This is a genomic window from Mesorhizobium huakuii, assembly GCF_014189455.1.
Lineage (GTDB): Bacteria > Pseudomonadota > Alphaproteobacteria > Rhizobiales > Rhizobiaceae > Mesorhizobium > Mesorhizobium huakuii_A.
Genome location: NZ_CP050296.1, coordinates 5,835,238 through 5,851,390, shown reverse-complemented (window position 1 = coordinate 5,851,390; position 16,153 = coordinate 5,835,238). Strand labels below are relative to the sequence as shown.

The 16,153-nt window shown below is 61.2% G+C and carries 21 protein-coding genes and 1 tRNA gene; 13 read left to right on the top strand and 9 right to left on the bottom strand.

From position 1 onward, the window contains the following. Positions 1-73 precede the first annotated feature (73 nt). From HB778_RS28410 to HB778_RS28395, 4 genes are all read right to left on the bottom strand, one after another. A complete protein-coding gene (locus tag HB778_RS28410) occupies positions 74-562 on the bottom strand; it encodes an MBL fold metallo-hydrolase (RefSeq protein ID WP_244661660.1) in 489 nt (162 codons plus the stop codon). Positions 563-655: 93 nt separating this feature from the next. Then, a protein-coding gene (locus tag HB778_RS28405) for an IS630 family transposase (protein WP_183465598.1) occupies positions 656-1,602 on the bottom strand; the annotation gives its coding sequence in 2 pieces (ribosomal slippage) (positions 656-1,263 and positions 1,263-1,602; 948 coding nt in all). A gap of 76 nt (positions 1,603-1,678) precedes the next feature. Further along, positions 1,679-2,032: an MBL fold metallo-hydrolase gene (locus HB778_RS43110; protein WP_183458762.1), complete on the bottom strand. Its 354-nt coding sequence runs from the start codon at positions 2,030-2,032 to the stop codon at positions 1,679-1,681. After that, on the bottom strand, positions 2,004-2,393 hold the full coding sequence (locus HB778_RS28395) for a SecDF P1 head subdomain-containing protein (RefSeq protein ID WP_183458760.1): 390 nt from the start codon (positions 2,391-2,393) through the stop codon (positions 2,004-2,006). The genes HB778_RS43110 and HB778_RS28395 overlap by 29 nt, the downstream gene beginning before the upstream one ends. A gap of 188 nt (positions 2,394-2,581) precedes the next feature. On the opposite strand from HB778_RS28395, the gene HB778_RS28390 reads away from it, so the two are divergent. After that, positions 2,582-3,250 carry an outer membrane protein gene (locus HB778_RS28390; RefSeq protein WP_183458758.1) on the top strand — a complete coding sequence of 223 codons (669 nt, stop codon included), beginning with the start codon at positions 2,582-2,584 and terminating at the stop codon, positions 3,248-3,250. A gap of 566 nt (positions 3,251-3,816) precedes the next feature. Here HB778_RS28390 and HB778_RS28385 read toward each other — a convergent pair. Together HB778_RS28385 and HB778_RS28380 are read right to left on the bottom strand one after the other, a co-directional pair. Beyond that, the gene (locus HB778_RS28385) at positions 3,817-4,365 is read right to left on the bottom strand and encodes a hypothetical protein (protein WP_183458756.1); all 549 of its coding nucleotides are present in this window, start codon (positions 4,363-4,365) and stop codon (positions 3,817-3,819) included. A gap of 37 nt (positions 4,366-4,402) precedes the next feature. Beyond that, positions 4,403-4,487, bottom strand: a tRNA-Leu gene (locus HB778_RS28380). Between the two features lie 406 nt (positions 4,488-4,893). Between HB778_RS28380 and HB778_RS28375 the strand changes: the two genes are divergently transcribed. Next, a complete protein-coding gene (locus tag HB778_RS28375; protein WP_183458754.1) occupies positions 4,894-5,187 on the top strand; it encodes a hypothetical protein in 294 nt (97 codons plus the stop codon). A gap of 43 nt (positions 5,188-5,230) precedes the next feature. Here the strand turns inward: HB778_RS28375 and HB778_RS28370 are convergent, their stop codons facing one another. Then, complete coding sequence (locus tag HB778_RS28370; RefSeq protein ID WP_183458752.1) at positions 5,231-5,542, bottom strand: hypothetical protein; 312 nt, start codon at positions 5,540-5,542, stop codon at positions 5,231-5,233. A 474-nt stretch (positions 5,543-6,016) separates the two neighbouring features. Between HB778_RS28370 and HB778_RS28365 the strand changes: the two genes are divergently transcribed. Continuing rightward, positions 6,017-7,516, top strand: coding sequence for an HAL/PAL/TAL family ammonia-lyase (locus tag HB778_RS28365; protein ID WP_183458750.1), 1,500 nt, complete (start codon positions 6,017-6,019; stop codon positions 7,514-7,516). Positions 7,517-7,543: 27 nt separating this feature from the next. Here HB778_RS28365 and HB778_RS28360 read toward each other — a convergent pair whose 3' ends face one another. Beyond that, positions 7,544-8,122, bottom strand: a complete 579-nt coding sequence (locus HB778_RS28360; RefSeq protein WP_183458747.1) for an NUDIX domain-containing protein — start codon at positions 8,120-8,122, stop codon at positions 7,544-7,546. A 159-nt stretch (positions 8,123-8,281) separates the two neighbouring features. On the opposite strand from HB778_RS28360, the gene HB778_RS28355 reads away from it, so the two are divergent. The 5 genes from HB778_RS28355 (at position 8,282) to HB778_RS28335 (ending at position 10,651) form a co-directional block, all read left to right on the top strand. Continuing rightward, positions 8,282-9,385 (top strand): NADH:flavin oxidoreductase/NADH oxidase, encoded by a 1,104-nt coding sequence (locus tag HB778_RS28355; protein ID WP_183458745.1) that lies wholly within the window; start codon positions 8,282-8,284, stop codon positions 9,383-9,385. 143 nt (positions 9,386-9,528) lie between these two features. After that, a complete protein-coding gene (locus tag HB778_RS28350) occupies positions 9,529-9,846 on the top strand; it encodes an SH3 domain-containing protein (protein ID WP_183458743.1) in 318 nt (105 codons plus the stop codon). Continuing rightward, complete coding sequence (locus HB778_RS28345) at positions 9,834-9,959, top strand: SH3 domain-containing protein (RefSeq protein WP_183458741.1); 126 nt, start codon at positions 9,834-9,836, stop codon at positions 9,957-9,959. The genes HB778_RS28350 and HB778_RS28345 overlap by 13 nt, the downstream gene beginning before the upstream one ends. 143 nt (positions 9,960-10,102) lie before the next feature. Beyond that, on the top strand, positions 10,103-10,381 hold the full coding sequence (locus tag HB778_RS28340) for a DUF982 domain-containing protein (RefSeq protein WP_183465256.1): 279 nt from the start codon (positions 10,103-10,105) through the stop codon (positions 10,379-10,381). Positions 10,382-10,411: 30 nt separating this feature from the next. Next, complete coding sequence (locus HB778_RS28335; RefSeq protein ID WP_183458739.1) at positions 10,412-10,651, top strand: DUF2188 domain-containing protein; 240 nt, start codon at positions 10,412-10,414, stop codon at positions 10,649-10,651. 405 nt (positions 10,652-11,056) lie between these two features. Here HB778_RS28335 and HB778_RS28330 read toward each other — a convergent pair whose 3' ends face one another. Beyond that, the gene (locus HB778_RS28330; protein WP_183458738.1) at positions 11,057-12,061 is read right to left on the bottom strand and encodes an alpha/beta fold hydrolase; all 1,005 of its coding nucleotides are present in this window, start codon (positions 12,059-12,061) and stop codon (positions 11,057-11,059) included. A 163-nt stretch (positions 12,062-12,224) separates the two neighbouring features. Here HB778_RS28330 and HB778_RS28325 point away from each other — a divergent pair, with 163 nt between their 5' ends. From HB778_RS28325 to HB778_RS28305, 5 genes are all read left to right on the top strand, one after another. Further along, positions 12,225-12,968 (top strand): competence/damage-inducible protein A, encoded by a 744-nt coding sequence (locus tag HB778_RS28325; protein WP_183458736.1) that lies wholly within the window; start codon positions 12,225-12,227, stop codon positions 12,966-12,968. A 76-nt stretch (positions 12,969-13,044) separates the two neighbouring features. Next, a complete protein-coding gene (locus tag HB778_RS28320) occupies positions 13,045-13,878 on the top strand; it encodes a universal stress protein (RefSeq protein WP_183458734.1) in 834 nt (277 codons plus the stop codon). Positions 13,879-13,995: 117 nt separating this feature from the next. Then, a complete protein-coding gene (gene gpt, locus HB778_RS28315; RefSeq protein ID WP_027045568.1) occupies positions 13,996-14,496 on the top strand; it encodes a xanthine phosphoribosyltransferase in 501 nt (166 codons plus the stop codon). Between the two features lie 211 nt (positions 14,497-14,707). Continuing rightward, a complete protein-coding gene (locus HB778_RS28310; protein ID WP_183458732.1) occupies positions 14,708-15,196 on the top strand; it encodes an NUDIX hydrolase in 489 nt (162 codons plus the stop codon). A gap of 108 nt (positions 15,197-15,304) precedes the next feature. Further along, positions 15,305-15,616 (top strand): PilZ domain-containing protein, encoded by a 312-nt coding sequence (locus HB778_RS28305; protein WP_183458731.1) that lies wholly within the window; start codon positions 15,305-15,307, stop codon positions 15,614-15,616. The last annotated feature ends 537 nt before the right edge of the window (positions 15,617-16,153 follow it).

Sequence of the window (16,153 nt, the reverse complement as noted above, 5' to 3'; positions counted from 1 at the left end):
GATTCCTTCGGTTACGAACAGTCTCGCAAATGTCGGCGCGCGTAGCCAGAGGTGACGACCGGCTTGAACGGCCTCACAATTGCAAGTCGACGGCAATGCCACGTTCCAGAAGCTTCAAACGCCCTGCGATACCGAGCGCCTTGAAGGAATTGGCAAGCTCGCTTTGCGTCTCGGTGAAATGCTGCCAACCCTCATTGTGGATCGCGATGATCGTCGCATCGGAGAAGGCATTGGCCGCCTCGATCGCGTCATTACTGTCCATGGTCATATGGAAGGCGCCGCGTGGCCTGGCCGAGCCAGTGAAAAGGATCGCGGCCCTGACGTCAAAACGGCGCGCGACTTCGGCCACGCCGTCGAACCAGACAGTGTCGCCTGAGATGTAGACACTCGGGCCACCTTCGCTATCGAGTGATAAGACGAAGCCGACAACATCGCCGCTGATCGGCTCAATGCCATGTGGACCGTGCCGCGCGGGCGTGGCCGTCACACATAGGCGCCGGCCATCCGATACATCAACTTCAACGCTCTGCCAGGGAGCCAGCCCCTCCGTCGAGCCGCCCAAGCGCCCTGCACCAACCTCGGTCGTGAGCACTCGAGAGGCGCGAGGCAGGAATGCACGACCTGAATGATCGAGGTTGTCTAGAGCAGATTCGACTTACTCCGGGTCATACCCGGCTGCCTCGAAGTAGTTTCGGCATTCGGCCGGTTTGAAGGCGTCGAGGCAGTCGGCGATGACGGACCAGAGTTGATCGATGGAGCGGGCGGCTGCTTTTCTGAGTAGGGCTTTGAGCTTCGAGAACGCCATCTCGATGGGATTGAAGTCGGGCGAATATGGCGGCAGCAACAGAAGCCGTGCGCCGGTCCTTTGGATGGCCTCGCGAACGCCGGTGATCTTGTGAGCCGGCAGGTTGTCCATGACGACGATGTCGCCGGGAGAAAGTTCAGGCGCGAGCACCTGTTCGGCATAGGCCAGGAAGGCGGCGCCGTTCATCGGCCCGTCGAGCAGCATCGGTGCGGTCAGGCCGTTCAGCCGCAGTCCAGCGGTGAAGGTCGTGGTCTTCCAATGACCATGAGGAACCGGCGCACGGCAGCGTTCGCCACATTTGGCCCGCCCGCGCAGCCGCGCCATCTTGGTGGAGGCCGCAGTCTCATCAATGAAGATCAGCTTCTCGGGGTCGAGATCGAGCTGGCCGTCGAACCAGGCGCAACGGCGCGCCTTGACGTCGGGGCGCTGTTGTTCGCTGGCATGCGCCGTCTTTTTTTAAACGTGACGCAGCGCCTGTCGAGAAACATCCAGATCGTCGAAGGAACCACGCGCACGCCATGCCCGGCCGCCAGCCTCTCGGCAATCTCCGCCAGAGTGATGTCGGGCGTCTCCTCGATCAGGCCGAGGATGAAGGCTTCGTGAGGATCAAGCTTCGAGCGCGACGGTTGGCCCTGCTTGCGTGCCGCCATCTCACCCGTCTCGCGATAGCGGCGATACCAGTTCCCCGCCGTAGCAATCCCGATCCGGAACCGGCGTGCTGCCTCCCGCGTCGAAACACCCTCCGATATAGCCAAAATCACCCGACCGCGAAGGTCCGCACTCAAGCTGCGTGTCATCGTCATCTCCCTGCAAATCACAGGGAAAATGAAACAGACTTCCGCCACCGCGTGAATCCCAAATGTGACTCGGCGTTCACGGAAAATGCTCTAGGTGCTGGTCATGGCTGAGCAACACCAGATCGATGGGCGGCAAACTGTCGATACCAATGGCCGGACCGGATTGCTTGACCAGCCGGACTGCGCCCGCGTCATAAGCTTGGGGCACGTCGAAAGTCGGATCGGTCAGAAAGCGGATCCCGGCGATCTCGATGAGCGCGGTGGGGCCGCCGATCAAGGTGATTGTCATTCTGTCAGGCCCGGACACGTCCACGATGAAATGCTCCTTCAGTTTGCCGCCCGGACTGATATCGGGAGAGACGAACAGATATCCAAGGACCAGTTTGCGGACGGCGATTGTTTCACCCGCCCGGTTGCTCGGCTCTCGCATCGACCGTAACGCTGACACCACCGGATGAGATCTTTTCGACGATCCGCTCGAGTTCGCCCGGCGCGAATGTTCCGCCGACCATGATCTCGCCACCGATGATCGGCTCCATCAGCCGCGGCGACATCACCACGGCGCCGTCGATGCTGAGATCGACCACCTTTCCGATGTTCACCCTGGTGAAGTCAGCGAACGCCTTTGCACTGTCCGCTGTCATCTTGAGGCTGAGCACCATCTGCCCGGACGCTTGATCGGAAACAACCGCTGCCTTGGCAATGGCGAGCGTCAATGGCTCGGCCATGGCGAGGCCGCAAGCGAGCAGCAGGATGGCTACTGCAGCGATGAGACGAGCCGGGCTGTTCATCAGGATTTTCCCCTGCAAGACGCTCATCTTGCACGCTGACATTCGCCCGACAATGTCAGCTGTCGTCGGCTTGCAGGCTGCCGTTCGGCGAGCGGCGCACGGCCGCAGCCAGAAACAGGTTTCCGTTTCGTCGCAAAACGGTCTACCTTGGCTCCCAAGATTTTCCGACTCTTCGCTCGGGGAGTTCGATGTATCGCCTTGTGGTCGCAAGTGCCGGTCTTCTTGCCGTCCTGTCCGTGCCGGCTCTCGCAGCCGACCCGACGGCCGATGTGCCGATGACCGCGCCCGGCTTCGACTGGACAGGATACTATGCCGGCCTGCAGGCAGGATATGGCTGGGGCCGGTCCGATATCTCAGGAAATGACGGCGGACCGTTTTCTGTCTCGCCCGACATTGACGGCGGTTTCGTCGGCGGGCACGTGGCCGGGCTGTGGCAATTCGACCAGGCGGTGATCGGCGCAGAGGCCGAGCTCAACTATTCCTCGATCGACGGCACGGCGGAACTCGGCGGACCCGGAAATGTCGTCGGCACCGACATCAAATGGTTCGGTTCGGTCAACGCCAAGGCCGGATATGCGATGGATCGTGTGCTGGTCTACGGCATAGGCGGCGTCGCCTTCGCCGGTATCGAGACCTCGCAATCAGCAGGCTCCGCCTTCTCCGAGACGCGCACCAATGTCGGCTGGACCGTGGGTGCCGGCGTCGACTATGCGCTGACCGACAAGTTCGTCGTCGGCGCGCAGTATCGCTATTACGATTTCGGCTCCGAACACTATGACGGGTCCAGCGACTTCGTCGGCCGCGACCAGGATACCAAACTGAACACCGTCGGCATCAATCTCAGCTACAAGTTCTGAGCGCTGCCAACAGCGATCGGCGAGCGACCGCTGGATATGATCAGCAATTTCGATGAGGAGGGGCGGCCGGCGCCCCCAGTGGGCGGGGGAATGGGTTGGGCCTGGTAGACGCCGGCCTCGGCGGATCAAGTCCGCCGTTCAAACACCCTACGCATTGCGCGCGCCGCGCTAAATTCCGCGATCACGCCAGTATCGCCGCGCCCCCTCCTCTGGGGTGCGCGTTCGGACAGCTCAAGAACACGACTTGACGGCCTGTGTCTGGCATCTGAAAAGGGCTGACCTGCGGACGTGGCGGAATTGGTAGACGCAAGGGACTTAAAAAATTGGTCGATGCGTCGTCAACAAAAACAATGCTTTAGCATACCAGAACTGTTGGTCATAGACCTTACGGTTGCACCTATATGTCTAACTACCTGAAGTTGTGATACCAACCTACTGTTTTTGCTAAGATTGTTGCGTGTAGAAGTGCAACGTTCCCGCTCGAGCGACTATTGCAGCGCGCAAGGGACCATGTGGGAAATCATGTGGGAGAAATATCAGGCTCCAAACCTTGGATTAGACGATTGCTAGTAGACCGAGGTGTCTACGATTGACAGATTTCCCATCGCCCCGCGAGATGGAAGGACGCTAATATCAAGCCTTGTCATGTACTCCGCTGTCTCCACTGTGCGAAGGAGCCTATGACGCTTGACCGTCAGTTCCCAAACGAGGCGATCATCCTCCATCAGGCAATAGTGTGGCACCAACCCCTGTGGAACATGTTTGGGATTGTCGGGTAGTCTCAAAAGATCGAATAGGACTTTGACCCTGTTGTCGACATCGGCAACGTCACTTGCCACCGACAACTCGCCGGCAGGTTCATAAAAATGAATATCCATCTTGATGGATAGTGAAACGCGCTGGCTCGCGACGACCACGAAGTCCAAGCCGTGTCGCTCGAACGTCGCGACGCCCTCCCACGTGTTGTCGTTGTAGGGCTTGGATAACCACTTTGTGTGCTCACTAAGTGGGTTAGTTTTCCAGAGGCGAACAAGCTGGTGGTGCATCTGGGTCCGGAAGTCGGCGGCAAAGTTCCAGTGCGGGCCACCTTTGTTGCCCGACGGTATCCGTCCCAAGAAAAACAACTCAAATCGCATACAGCAACTGACCTAGTGGTGCGGGCGGCGGGACTTGAACCCGCATGGCCGAGGCCTCCGGATTTTAAGTCCGGTGTGTATACCAATTTCACCACGCCCGCAGTGCCCGCACATGTACGCGTGGTGTGGGATTTTGCAAAGAGCAAGGGAGCATGCTCGCACACATGATTGTGTGGGAAATATCGTGGGGATTTCCCACGCATGTGGGAGAAAGTCGGACTTCACCATCAGCTCGAAGTCTTGGTTTTTCAGGCTATTGAGCGGGAAGCACCGCAGAAAAAGAGACTTAAAATCCCTCGATCTCTGATCGTACGGGTTCGATTCCCGTCGTCCGCACCAGATTGAAATCAAAGCTAGATTTGGCTGCCTTGCACTGGCCACCACATTGAAGACGCCTGGCTGGATAGCCGTCCTGGAGACGGCCATCCGAACTGATTTCTAAGCGGAAGCGAAACAAAGGCGGCATTTCCACGTTGAGGTCCGTCAAAACGACGGAGATTTCAGAAAATGGATCCGGCAACCGCGGCCATGATGGTTTTGCTCTCGTGCACCCCGGGCGAGGCCTCCATCTGCAAACCCGTCGAGATGGAGCCAGCAATGTATGCATCTCTCGATCTGTGCATGGCTTCGCTGAAGGACAGGCTCGCAAGGTCCTCGAACGGCGAGATCATCGGGCGATGCCGTCCGGTCGATGCGACCAACACGGGCTCCCTGCCGATCGGTTACACAACGGTTGTGGTTACTCGCGGCCGCGGCGCCGACGCCAGCACCAGCAGCTACATCGTTCAGCGCCAGCGATAGCCGCCTCGTTGCCGTTGCCAACGGTAGCGTTCTTGCCTGTGTGCTAGATGCGCGTCGTGTCAGTCCCTTGGTCGCCTAAATGTGGTACCGGCGGCCGCTGATCGGCGCTTGGCTCATGGTCTGGTGCAGAGCCCATCTCAATGATTCCAACCAGCGCGCGAACAAACTCGACCATATCGTTTGCCGTGATGGCTGCCCTGTCGGGATCTTGCCCAATGTGCTCGGCGGCCGCGCAACATGACAGGCGGATGTGGTCGTAGTGCGAATCCCTTTCATCCTCCGGCAACATCGCCAATTTCATGGCTCGGCGATAAATCAGCCGCAGCAATTGCTCGAGAGCTGCTCCGACACTCATGCGTTTTGCTCCGCATTGGTCAAACGTCCCAGCGCTCCAGGGCGCGTGTCGGAACGTCGATGGGAGGTATTTCCGTCCCTGTGCCAAGGCTGCATTATAGCTATTAATATATTGTTTATTGCTAATATACGACTCCCGGAAGCGTCTTTGGCCTCCATGGGATCGTACCTCGGCGCCGAGGCCCCCGTTAAACTGTCCGCACGGAATAGCCGCATATGCCCGTGGGCTGCCGTCCTATAGGTCTTCGAGATTACCCTCGAAAGTGACTTCAAACGGAGCGCCGGATTTCCAGCGTCTGATCGCAGGCGGCATGTCTTTTATGACCGACGACGTCGCTACAGTCGCATCAGTCGGCAATTCCATCGCCATTATGCCCGCGATTGTGCGGTAAGGAGCCGAAGCAAGGGTCTCACGCCGCCCTTCGAGTGAGCCAACAGCACCTGCGCATTCGCAAAGCTATTTTCGGAACGGGCAATGACAATAACGATAGATGGAAACGCCAGCTGGCGCGATATCGCGCGGGTGAGCGAAGGCGAATCCCTGGCGCTTAGCCAGGCAGCGTGGGACAGGATCGCTTTTGCGCACCAGATCGTAGCCGCCATCGTCGAAAAAGGCATTCGCGCCTATGGCGTCAATACCGGGGTAGGCGCCTTGGCAAGCAAGGTCGTGGCGCCTGCCCTGCAAAAGAAACTGTCGCGCAATATCATTCGCAGTCACGCCTGCGGCGTCGGTGACCTCGTGCCGAGACGCGGCGTGCGCGCCATCATTGCCGCTCAGGTGGCGAATTTCGCGCATGGCCATTCAGGCGTCAGCCCTGCGATCGTTCGTAATTTGCTCACCTTTATCGAGCGCGATTGCGTTCCCGACGTGCCGTCCCGGGGATCGGCCGGCTATTTGACGCACAACGCGCATGTGGCACTGGTGTTGATCGGCGAAGGCAGTGCAACCATGGCGGGCCGCTCGATGAGCGGGCTCGAGGCCCTGGCCGAAATGGGTCTGGAGCCCTTGGAGCTCGGCGCCAAGGAAGGCTTGAGCCTCGTCAATGGCACCGCCTGCGCAACCGGCCTGACAAGCATCGCTGTGCTGCGCGCGGAGCGTCTGTTGGGATGGGCCGACGCAGCGGCGGCTTTGACGCTTGAAGCCGCCGGCGCGCAAATGCCGGCCTTTGGTGAACAAATCCTGGCGATGAGGCCCTCACCCGGCATTCAGGAGGTGGGCAAATCGCTGCGTGGCTGGCTTCATGGCAGCGAACTTATCGCGCTCGCCCACGGCAGTCGCACGCAAGACGCCCTCAGTCTTCGCGCCGTGCCCCATGTTCATGGCGCCGCCCGGGAGGTGCTGGACCGGTCCGCCGAGTTGGTCGACCGCGAATTGGCTGCCGTCACCGACAATCCCGCGGTATTCGGGTCTTTGAACGATCCTCAGGTCGTTTCAGAGGCGCATGCGGTAGCGCCCGCCCTCGGCCAGGCGGCCGACGGCCTGACCATCGCCTTGGCGCAGGTGGCTGGAATGAGCGAGCGTCGGATCGATCGTCTGGTCAATCCACTTGTCAACAATCTGCCGGCCTTCCTTGCCGATGAGGACGGAGCCAATTCCGGCTTCATGATCGCCCAATACACGGCCACGTCGCTCAGCAACGTCAATCGGCGTCTGGCCGCCCCGGCGGCGACCGACGGCGGCGTCACATCCGGCCTGCAAGAGGATTTTCTGGCTCATCCAACCGTCGCCGCCAACAAGCTTCTGGCGGTTATCGACAACGCGGAATACATCCTGGCGATCGAACTCATGGCAGCCGCGCAGGCCCATGATTTTCTGGCGCAGCGCGGTACACGTGCGCCCGGTACCGATGCCATCTACCAAATGGTCCGGGAAAAAATCGCCCACTATTCCGACGATCGGCCTCTGTCCCGGGACATGGAGGCCTTGCGCAACTTCATCCGCGAAATGGACGTGCCGGCCTGTCCGCAGCCGTAAGGCAAATGCTCGGCGAGCTTCGAGAGACTAGGCCTTCATCGGGTACAATTTCAGGTGCTGGATCAAGATAATCGTCTTGGCATCGACGATGCGGCCGTCGGCAATGCCGGCCAGCGCTTCGTCGAGTGGCATTTCCAGGACCTCGATGTCCTCGCCCTCTTCCGGCGCGCCGCCGCCGGCCGAGATGCGGTCGGCAGGCGAATAGCGGGCAACGAAGAACCATAGCCGCTCGGTGACGCTGCCTGGGCTCATGTAAGGTGAAAACAGCCGCTCAATGTCCTTCAGCTGGTAGCCGAGTTCTTCCTCGGCTTCCTTGCGGATGGCGGTTTCCGGGTCGTTTTCGTCGAGCAGCCCGGCACAGGCCTCGATCAGCGGCTCGCGGTGGCCGGTGACGTAAGCGGGATAGCGGAACTGCCGCACCAGCAGCACCGTCGCACGCGTGGGGTCGTAGGGCAGGATCACCGCGCCGTCGCCGCGATCATAGGTCTGGCGGATCTGCGTCTCCCACTGGCCGTCGCGCCGGCGATAGTCGAGCACGGTCTTTTTCAGCACGGCCCAGTCGTCGGAAAGAACCTCTTCCGAGCGGATGCGAATGCGATCGTCCATTGGATACCTCGGTATTTTGCTGCCGGGCGCAGGCGTAGCCGCGAACCGGCGCCGGCGCAATTGGGGCAGCCATTGGTCCAGAGCGCGCTTCACCCTCTCGTGTGTGGTATGGGAAAGCTCCGTTGCCTAAATAGCGCGTTCCCTTCCCGGAGTCCTTTCATGACGACATCGCTTTTCCAGCCGATCACGCTCGACGGCTTGAGCTTCCCCAACCGCATCGCCGTCGCGCCTATGTGCCAGTATTCCGCCGAGGACGGCCGCGCCAGCGATTGGCATCTTTACCACTGGAGTAACCTGGCCATGTCCGGCGCCGGCATGGTCACGGTGGAGATGACCGATGTCGAGCGGCGCGGGCGCATCACCCATGGCTGCCTCGGACTTTACTCCGACGACAACGAAGCCGCTGCGCGCCGCACACTGGATGCCGCACGACGCGTCGCAGCCCCCGGCACGAAATTCGGCACGCAGCTTGCCCATGCCGGCCGCAAGGCTTCGAACCGTAAGCCCTGGGAGGGCGGCGGGCCACTGCAGCCGAACGAGGATCCCTGGCAGACCGTCTCGGCCTCGGCTATCGCCTATGACACCGGCTGGAACGTGCCGCACGCGCTGGAAGACGAGGAAATCCTGCAGCTCATCGAGCGGTTCGCCGAAGCCGCAAGGCGGGCCGAACGCGCCGGCTTCGACTTCATCGAACTGCACGCCGCACACGGCTATTTGATCTTCCAGTTCCTGTCGCCGCTGTCCAACCAGCGCACGGACCGCTGGGGCGGCTCGCTGGAAAACCGGATGCGCCTTGTCGTCGAAATCGCCAGGGCGGTGAAGAAGGCAGTGCCGAAGCTGATGCTTGGAACGCGGCTGTCGGTGAAGGACTGGGTCGACGGTGGCTTCGACGTCGAGGACGCGATCGAGGTGGCGAAGGTATTGAAGGCCGAGGGTGTCGCCTATCTCTGCTGCTCCAGCGGCGGCAATTCGCCTTTGCAGAAACTGCCCACCGGCCCCGGCTATCAGGTGCATCTGGCGGAAGCCGTGCGCAAGGGCGCCGGCATCCCGACCCGCGCGGTCGGCCTGATCGACGATCCGAAGCAGGCCGAGGCTGTTATCGCCGAGGGCCGCGCCGACATGGTGGCGCTGGCGCGCGCCTTTCTCGCCGATCCGCGCTGGGGCTGGCGTGCGGCCGCCACATTCAGCGAAAAGATCCATCCGGCGCCGCAGCTCGCCCGCTCGGTGACGACGATGGAGCACTGGATGAAGGCGGCGGGCTGATCGGGCCATTCTCCTAATGCCGGGGCCCCCTGATCTCGGCGCGATCCTACCCGGCCCGTTTGCAACAGCCCGCTTCAATTCTGGCTGCAAACTGTTACGCTGGGTGAGGCTGCGGCGGGCGCGGCCGGGCTTGGGAGGAGATCATGTCGTTCAGGGCATTCTTGCCGGCTGCAGCTATTGTGGCCGTGGCCGGGTTTTGGCTCGGTGCGTCGACGCCGAGCGTCGCGCAATATTGCGAGGGTACGGTGCACGGCCTGTCCGGCCGCTACAATCTGGCCACCGGCAGCGGCTTTCTCGCCGTGCGGACACGGCCGAACTCGTCATCGCGGATGATCGGCCAGCTGTTCAATGGCGATCACGTCGAGATCTTCGACCGGCGCGGCAACTGGTATCAGGTCGAAATCGGCGGCACGACCGGCTGGGCCAATGCGCGCTGGCTGCGCAACGATTGCGACTACTGAATGGCGATCACGTCGAGATCTTCGACCGGCGCGGCAACTGGTATCAGGTCGAAATCGGCGGCACGACCGGCTGGGCCAATGCGCGCTGGCTGCGCAACGATTGCGACTACTGAGACGCCGATGCATGTCCACCCAAAAGTGGACAACGACATGCATCAAACAAAAAGGCCGAAAGCGCGTCGTAAACGCGACGCGACTTTTGGGCGCAGGTTCCGCGCCACTTTTGCAACCAAATTGGCTGATTTGCGTTGCGGCCATGATGGACAACAAACCTTTTGAAACGCCGGTTGTGGTCGAACTTGGCCATGTCGGCAAATACCGCCATATCCGAAGCACCCAGGAAGCGGCGGAGTGCCTGATGACAGTGTGGCCGCTCAATCGCGGCCCGCGCCATCAGGATGCCCTCGACACTTGCCTCAAAGTGCTGGAAGGTTATCGTTCGACAGCGGAAGCGCGACGGGCATTGATCGAGGCCGCCAGGGAATCGGAAGTGCTGGTGCCCGACGACAGGCTTTCCGACGACCGGCTGCATTAAGCAGGCGGACCTTTCAACCGGAGGTTTTTGATGGCGAAGCTGACTTACAAGATCGTCGAGCATGACGGCGGCTGGGCCTACAAGGTCGGTTCGACCTACTCGGAGACATTTCCCACCCATCAGGACGCGCTGCGCGCCGCCGAGATCGCTTCGGCCGAGCAGCAGGTGGCAGGCGCGACGGACGGTATCCAGTATGAGGACGCCGACGGCAAATGGCACGAGGAACTGGCTGATGGCCGCGACCGGCCGCAGACCGAGGTCTCTGACTAAGTTTATTGCCGAAGGCCGCAGGCCACGGACGTCCGGAGAGGGGGACGTCTCGTGGCCAGTTGCGGGCCCCCGCGGTCGACTATTTACCGCAATACTGGTCGTTCACATTTCCCTGATGGTTCGCATCAGGACCGGCCGAGCTATAGGCACAAGGTCCTGCCGGGTCGCCAGGATTGCCAAGGGTGTCGCCATTGATGCTTCCGGTCGTGTTCTGGTCGACCTTGAAGACTGTTCGTTGCCGAACGGCCACCAGCTGTGACGGTTGGAATATGTGCCGTCGGATGACTGGGCCATCGCCGATGTGGCGAGACCGATCGTCAGAACCGATGTCGCGAGAAATTTCCTGTACATTGCATTACTCCGTGTCTTGGTCGCCTTGGGTGCGACACGGGGTAAACCCGGCAGTCAGCCGGTTGGTTCATTGAAATTGTCGTGAGGCTGTGGTGATGCAAACGCGCGGGCGGCAATCCGCTCGATGAAACCAATCACCCGCCTCGGCTCGACGAACTGCGGCATATGGCCGACGCCGTCGACGGGTTCGAAATCGAGCCCATCGATCTTGCCGCGCATCGGCTCGCCATGGACGCGGATGTCGATGACGCGGTCGGCGGCCCCAAACAGGATGCCGACCGGCATGGCGATCTCGCCATAGCGCAGCTCGATGCGGCCGAGATCCTGTTCGACGGCCACGACATCGGCCGATGTCGCCTCGAAATGGGCAGGCCGCAGCCCGAGCCAGCCACCGCCGTCAACCATGTAGTCCGCCGGAAAAGCCTGCGGCGCGAAGATGAATTCCATTGTCGGCCGCGCATAGCGCAGGCTCAGGGGTATCGCCACTGTATAGGCCATGACCCAACGCTGCAGGCGTGAGGGAATGTAGAGCAGGTCGAACCGCTGGCGTGCCCTGGTTTCCAGATGCGTCAACGGCGCCAGCAAGGCGATGCCCGAAATCGCCTCGGGATGTTCCACGGCGAGGGTCAGCGTAATGGCGCCACCCAGCGAGTGACCCACCACCAGCGGCCTTTCCAGTCCCAATTTTTCGATGAAGCGGCGCACCAATTCTGCCTGTTCGGGCAACCGGCCGGTGGCGCCGTTCGCGCGCACCGAATAGCCCGATCCCGGACGATCAAGCGCGATCAGCCGGTAGCCCGGGCCGAAATGTCCGAACAAAGTGTGCCGGAAGTGATGGAGTTGCGCACCAAGTCCATGCAGGAAGACGATCGGCCTGCCCTCGCCCACATCGACATAGTGGATGCGGTTGCCGTCGATCTCGACGAATTTTCCGACCGGCGGCACCAGTCTTTGCGCCTTCGCCGCAATCCACAGCGTCGCCAGCACCAGACACGCGATCCCCAGCACCGCCAGCAGCAACAACAGGGCCAGCAGCCATGACAGGATCGATATCAGCATTGTTCACCCGGACCAGAACCGGTTTGAGCTTACCCGCATCCGGTCGTGCTGCAACCTCGCATCGCAACGGGCGGGTCCAAGTGCGGATGCTCACCGCCCGGTGGCATTGCCGACGGCCACGCGCCGCGCTATCTCAGGCGACCCCGTCCTGCCGGAGTCTTCCATGCCTGAAATCGTTACCGCCGCCATGCTCGTCATCGGCGATGAGATTCTGTCCGGCCGCACCAAGGACAAGAATATCGGCCATCTCGCCGACATCATGACCTCGATCGGCGTTGATCTGAAGGAAGTGCGCATCGTTCCCGACGAGGAAGACGAGATCATAGCTGCGGTGAATGCCGTGCGCGCGCGCTATACCTACGTGTTCACCACCGGCGGCATCGGCCCGACCCATGACGACATCACCGCCGATTCGATTGCCAAGGCGTTCGGCGTGCCCTGCGAATACGACGCCAAGGCCTATGCGATGCTGGGCGAAAGCTATGCGACGCGCGGCATCGAATATACCGAGGCGCGCAAGCGCATGGCGCGGATGCCGCGCGGTGCCGACCATATCGACAACCCGGTGTCGGTAGCGCCCGGTTTTCGCATCGGCAACGTCCATGTCATGGCCGGTGTGCCCTCGATTTTCCAGGCCATGCTCGACAATGTCGTGCCGACGCTGAAGACCGGCACGAAGATGCTGTCGGCGACGGTGCACTGTCCGTTCGGCGAAGGCCTCGTCGGCGGACCTCTGGGCGAGATCCAGAAGGCGCATCCGGACACGATCATCGGCTCCTATCCGAAATATGGCGATGGCAAGTTCTGGACCGAACTGGTCGTTCGCGCCCGCAGCCAGGAGGCGCTTGACGCCGCGCGCGCCGACGTCGAGGCGATGGTGGCGGGTTTCGCCGCCAAGGCGAGTTGAGCCGCCGGAACCAAGCGCGGCGCCGCAACGTTTCCTTGCACGCGAGATTGAAGGCTCGCCAGATTGAGGGATCATCATGCGCTTCAAGACCATCGTTGCCATTCTGCAGAACGAGCAGGACGCCGAGCGCGTGCTCGACTGCGCCATTCCGCTCGCCAGCCGCTTCGAGAGCCATCTGATCGGCATCCATGCCGAGGCGCTTCCGGTGCCCTACACATCGGCGACCGGCTTCCCGGACACTGAGTTCCTGCAAGTGTCGGCCGACATGAACCGGGAGCGGGCCGACAAGCTGCAGGCCGTCTTTCTCCGGCGCATCAAGGATTCCGGCCTCTCCTTCGAGTGGCGCAGCCTGGAGAGCTTTTCCGGCGACAGCGCGCTGACCGGCATTTCGAGCGTACGTGCCGCCGATCTCATCGTCGCCGCCCAACGCGAAACCGGCGGCGACCCGAGTGCCGATGTCGACACGCTGGTCTATGATGCCGGCCGCCCGGTGCTGGTGGTGCCGAGCGCGGGTCCGCTGGTCACCACATTCAAGCGGGTACTGCTCGCCTGGAACGGCAGCAAGGAGGCCGCGCGCGCCGCCTTCGACGCCCTGCCCTTCATCATCGAGGCCGAGAAAACCGACATATTGGTCATCGATCCGCCCGACACGCTCGAGCAAAGCCCGGAGGCCGCCGGCGCCGAAATCGCATCGGCCCTGTCGCGCCACGGCGCCAATGTCAGCGTCTCGGTGCAGCAATCGGGCGGCACCTCGGTCGACGACATGATCCAGAACCGGGTCGCCGAGACCGGCGCCGATCTCCTGGTGCTTGGCGCCTACAGCCATTCCTGGCTGCGCCAGCTGCTATTCGGCGGGGTGACGCGCACGGTGCTGCGCACGGCACAGGTGGCGGCTTTCCTGTCGCGATAAGTCCACAGCCATCGCTGCCGGCCGCCACTTGCCAAGCCCAAGGTTTTTCAGTTAATTCCGCGCGCATTCCCCTGTTTTTGTGCACGCGGCCTTCGCGTGCTGCGGAGTGCGCGAAAAATGTCCCTTCCCGAAAAAGCCTTCCCGGTCTCCTGGGACCAGTTCCATCGTGACGCCCGTGCGCTTTCCTGGCGGCTTTCCGGCGCCAACAAGGGGCAATGGCGAGCGATCGTCTGCATCACGCGCGGCGGTCTGGTTCCCGCGGCCATCATTGCGCGCGAGCTCGGCATCCGTGTCATCGAGACGGTCTGTGTCGCCTCCTACCACGACTACACCAGCCAGGGGCAGTTGCAGGTGCTGAAGGAAATCACGCCCGCGCTGCTCGCCGACGACGGCGCCGGCGTGCTGATCATCGACGACCTGACCGACACCGGCAAGACCGCCGGCATCGTGCGCGCGATGATGCCCAAGGCGCACTTCGCCACCGTCTACGCCAAGCCCAAAGGCCGGCCACTGGTCGACACTTTCGTCACCGAGGTCAGCCAGGACACCTGGATCTATTTCCCCTGGGACATGGGCTTCACCTATCAGAAGCCGATCGCCGACGACCACGCCGGCTGATTCGCAACAGGCCGACTTTTTCCAGTTAAGCCGTCACCGATGACAATATTTGCTTCCGCGAACGGGTCCGCAGGGCATGTTATCCTGTGAAATCGACCCTTGTTGGCGGAAATCGGCCAGCCTGATCAAAGTTTTTACTTTTATTGGTCACAATTAGCCGTAAGATTCGTGAGGCGGCAAACGATTCTGGAGGCTGGGGCTAGCTTCTCCTATGTTGACGAGGCCAACGACGCACAACCACCTGGCTGAAAGGGTCCGGCGACTCTTCGGCACCGCGCCGTGCCGTCTGCAGGTTGCCGCCCTACCCTGGCGCGATACCGGAAATGGCGTCGAGATCATGCTGATCACCAGCCGTGATACTGGCCGCTGGGTGTTGCCGAAGGGCTGGCCGGAGGCCAGGGAGCCGCTTTGCGAGGCGGCGGCGCGCGAGGCCGGCGAGGAAGCCGGATTGCGCGGAAGCGTCTCCCATCTCGAGGCCGGCCGTTACTTCTATGCCAAGGTTCTGGCATCAGGCGAAGAAGTGCCTTGCGAGGTGCTGGTGTTTCCGCTGCACGTCGACAAGATCGCCGACCGCTGGAAGGAAAAGCATTCCCGCACCCGCAAATGGGTCAATTCCAGCGAAGCGGTGCGCATGGTCAATGAACCGGATCTTTGCCAGATCATCGCCTATTTCTGTGCCGACCCACGCAGATTCTCCTAAGCGACATCTTGCGCGTGCTCCGCTGGGGATTCACAACCATGTGATGTGCCGCATGAATGGTTTGCTAATTTTTCTTCGCTAAGAATCGGCCAATCTGGCGATTGATCGATGGCAAACTCTGTAGACCCACTTAAGCAAGATACCGACGCCTCCAAGCGAGAGCACCGTCCGCGCGTGCTCAAGGGCGGTTCCGTTATCACCGGGATTCAGAACTCGGAAATCGCCGTTACGCTACGCAACCAGCATGCCGGGGGCGCCGAATTGAAAGTACCGCTCGAGGCGCGGGTTCCCGATCGTTTCCTGCTTTATGTGCCGCTCGACGGCGTCGCATATCGCTGCGAGGTCCGCTGGCGCCGCAACGATCGGATCGGTGTACAGTTCACTGGCACCGAGCCGAAGCCGAAGCTGCACTACGGCTGATATCTGGCATATCGGCCTGACAGCTTTCGCTGCCACCCAGATTACATCGGACGGGCGCCTCCTGAGCGTCAACGCGCGCAAACCCGCTGCTGCAATTGGCAATCGCAGCGGCGCATTTCTATCCCCGTTATCCACATGTGTGACACACAAGATGTTGGGGTCACAAAAGCTACGCAAACGAATCCTTGACGGCGCAAAACGAGTCGCCTTTTATAGGCCATGCGCTCCTGTTGAGAGTGCGACCGGAAAGTTCTGAGCCCGGTCTTTTTCCCGGATTATGTGCGTTTTTTCCCGCATTTCCGCCTGTTTACGAGGCCGGCGGAAGCGTTGGGATTGTGGGGTGGTGGGGCGACGAAAGGGAGAATTGTCGGACTGGAATAAATTGTCTGTTAATACTATATTTAGTGTTTGCAGGTAGGTTCGACGCTAGATAGTGTGAATTTCCCTCAGGTGAGGGACTCGGAAAAAATTCAGATTTGAGGGACCTGCGGGGTTCGTTGGCGCGTTGGACAAAAGCTTCGCAAGGAGCTCGACCAG

Coding starts and splice junctions, on each gene's coding strand:
- HB778_RS28310 (WP_183458732.1), top strand. CDS start 14,708: ATGTTGACGAGGCCAACGACGCACAACCACCTGGCTGAAAGGGTCCGG.
- HB778_RS28305 (WP_183458731.1), top strand. CDS start 15,305: ATGGCAAACTCTGTAGACCCACTTAAGCAAGATACCGACGCCTCCAAG.
- HB778_RS28340 (WP_183465256.1), top strand. CDS start 10,103: ATGATGGACAACAAACCTTTTGAAACGCCGGTTGTGGTCGAACTTGGC.
- HB778_RS28330 (WP_183458738.1), bottom strand. CDS start 12,061: ATGCTGATATCGATCCTGTCATGGCTGCTGGCCCTGTTGTTGCTGCTG.
- HB778_RS28320 (WP_183458734.1), top strand. CDS start 13,045: ATGCGCTTCAAGACCATCGTTGCCATTCTGCAGAACGAGCAGGACGCC.
- HB778_RS28370 (WP_183458752.1), bottom strand. CDS start 5,542: ATGAGTGTCGGAGCAGCTCTCGAGCAATTGCTGCGGCTGATTTATCGC.
- HB778_RS28395 (WP_183458760.1), bottom strand. CDS start 2,393: ATGAACAGCCCGGCTCGTCTCATCGCTGCAGTAGCCATCCTGCTGCTC.
- HB778_RS28350 (WP_183458743.1), top strand. CDS start 9,529: ATGTCGTTCAGGGCATTCTTGCCGGCTGCAGCTATTGTGGCCGTGGCC.
- HB778_RS28365 (WP_183458750.1), top strand. CDS start 6,017: ATGACAATAACGATAGATGGAAACGCCAGCTGGCGCGATATCGCGCGG.
- HB778_RS28375 (WP_183458754.1), top strand. CDS start 4,894: ATGGATCCGGCAACCGCGGCCATGATGGTTTTGCTCTCGTGCACCCCG.
- HB778_RS28335 (WP_183458739.1), top strand. CDS start 10,412: ATGGCGAAGCTGACTTACAAGATCGTCGAGCATGACGGCGGCTGGGCC.
- HB778_RS28355 (WP_183458745.1), top strand. CDS start 8,282: ATGACGACATCGCTTTTCCAGCCGATCACGCTCGACGGCTTGAGCTTC.
- HB778_RS28325 (WP_183458736.1), top strand. CDS start 12,225: ATGCCTGAAATCGTTACCGCCGCCATGCTCGTCATCGGCGATGAGATT.
- HB778_RS43110 (WP_183458762.1), bottom strand. CDS start 2,032: ATGCGAGAGCCGAGCAACCGGGCGGGTGAAACAATCGCCGTCCGCAAA.
- gpt (WP_027045568.1), top strand. CDS start 13,996: ATGTCCCTTCCCGAAAAAGCCTTCCCGGTCTCCTGGGACCAGTTCCAT.
- HB778_RS28390 (WP_183458758.1), top strand. CDS start 2,582: ATGTATCGCCTTGTGGTCGCAAGTGCCGGTCTTCTTGCCGTCCTGTCC.
- HB778_RS28360 (WP_183458747.1), bottom strand. CDS start 8,122: ATGGACGATCGCATTCGCATCCGCTCGGAAGAGGTTCTTTCCGACGAC.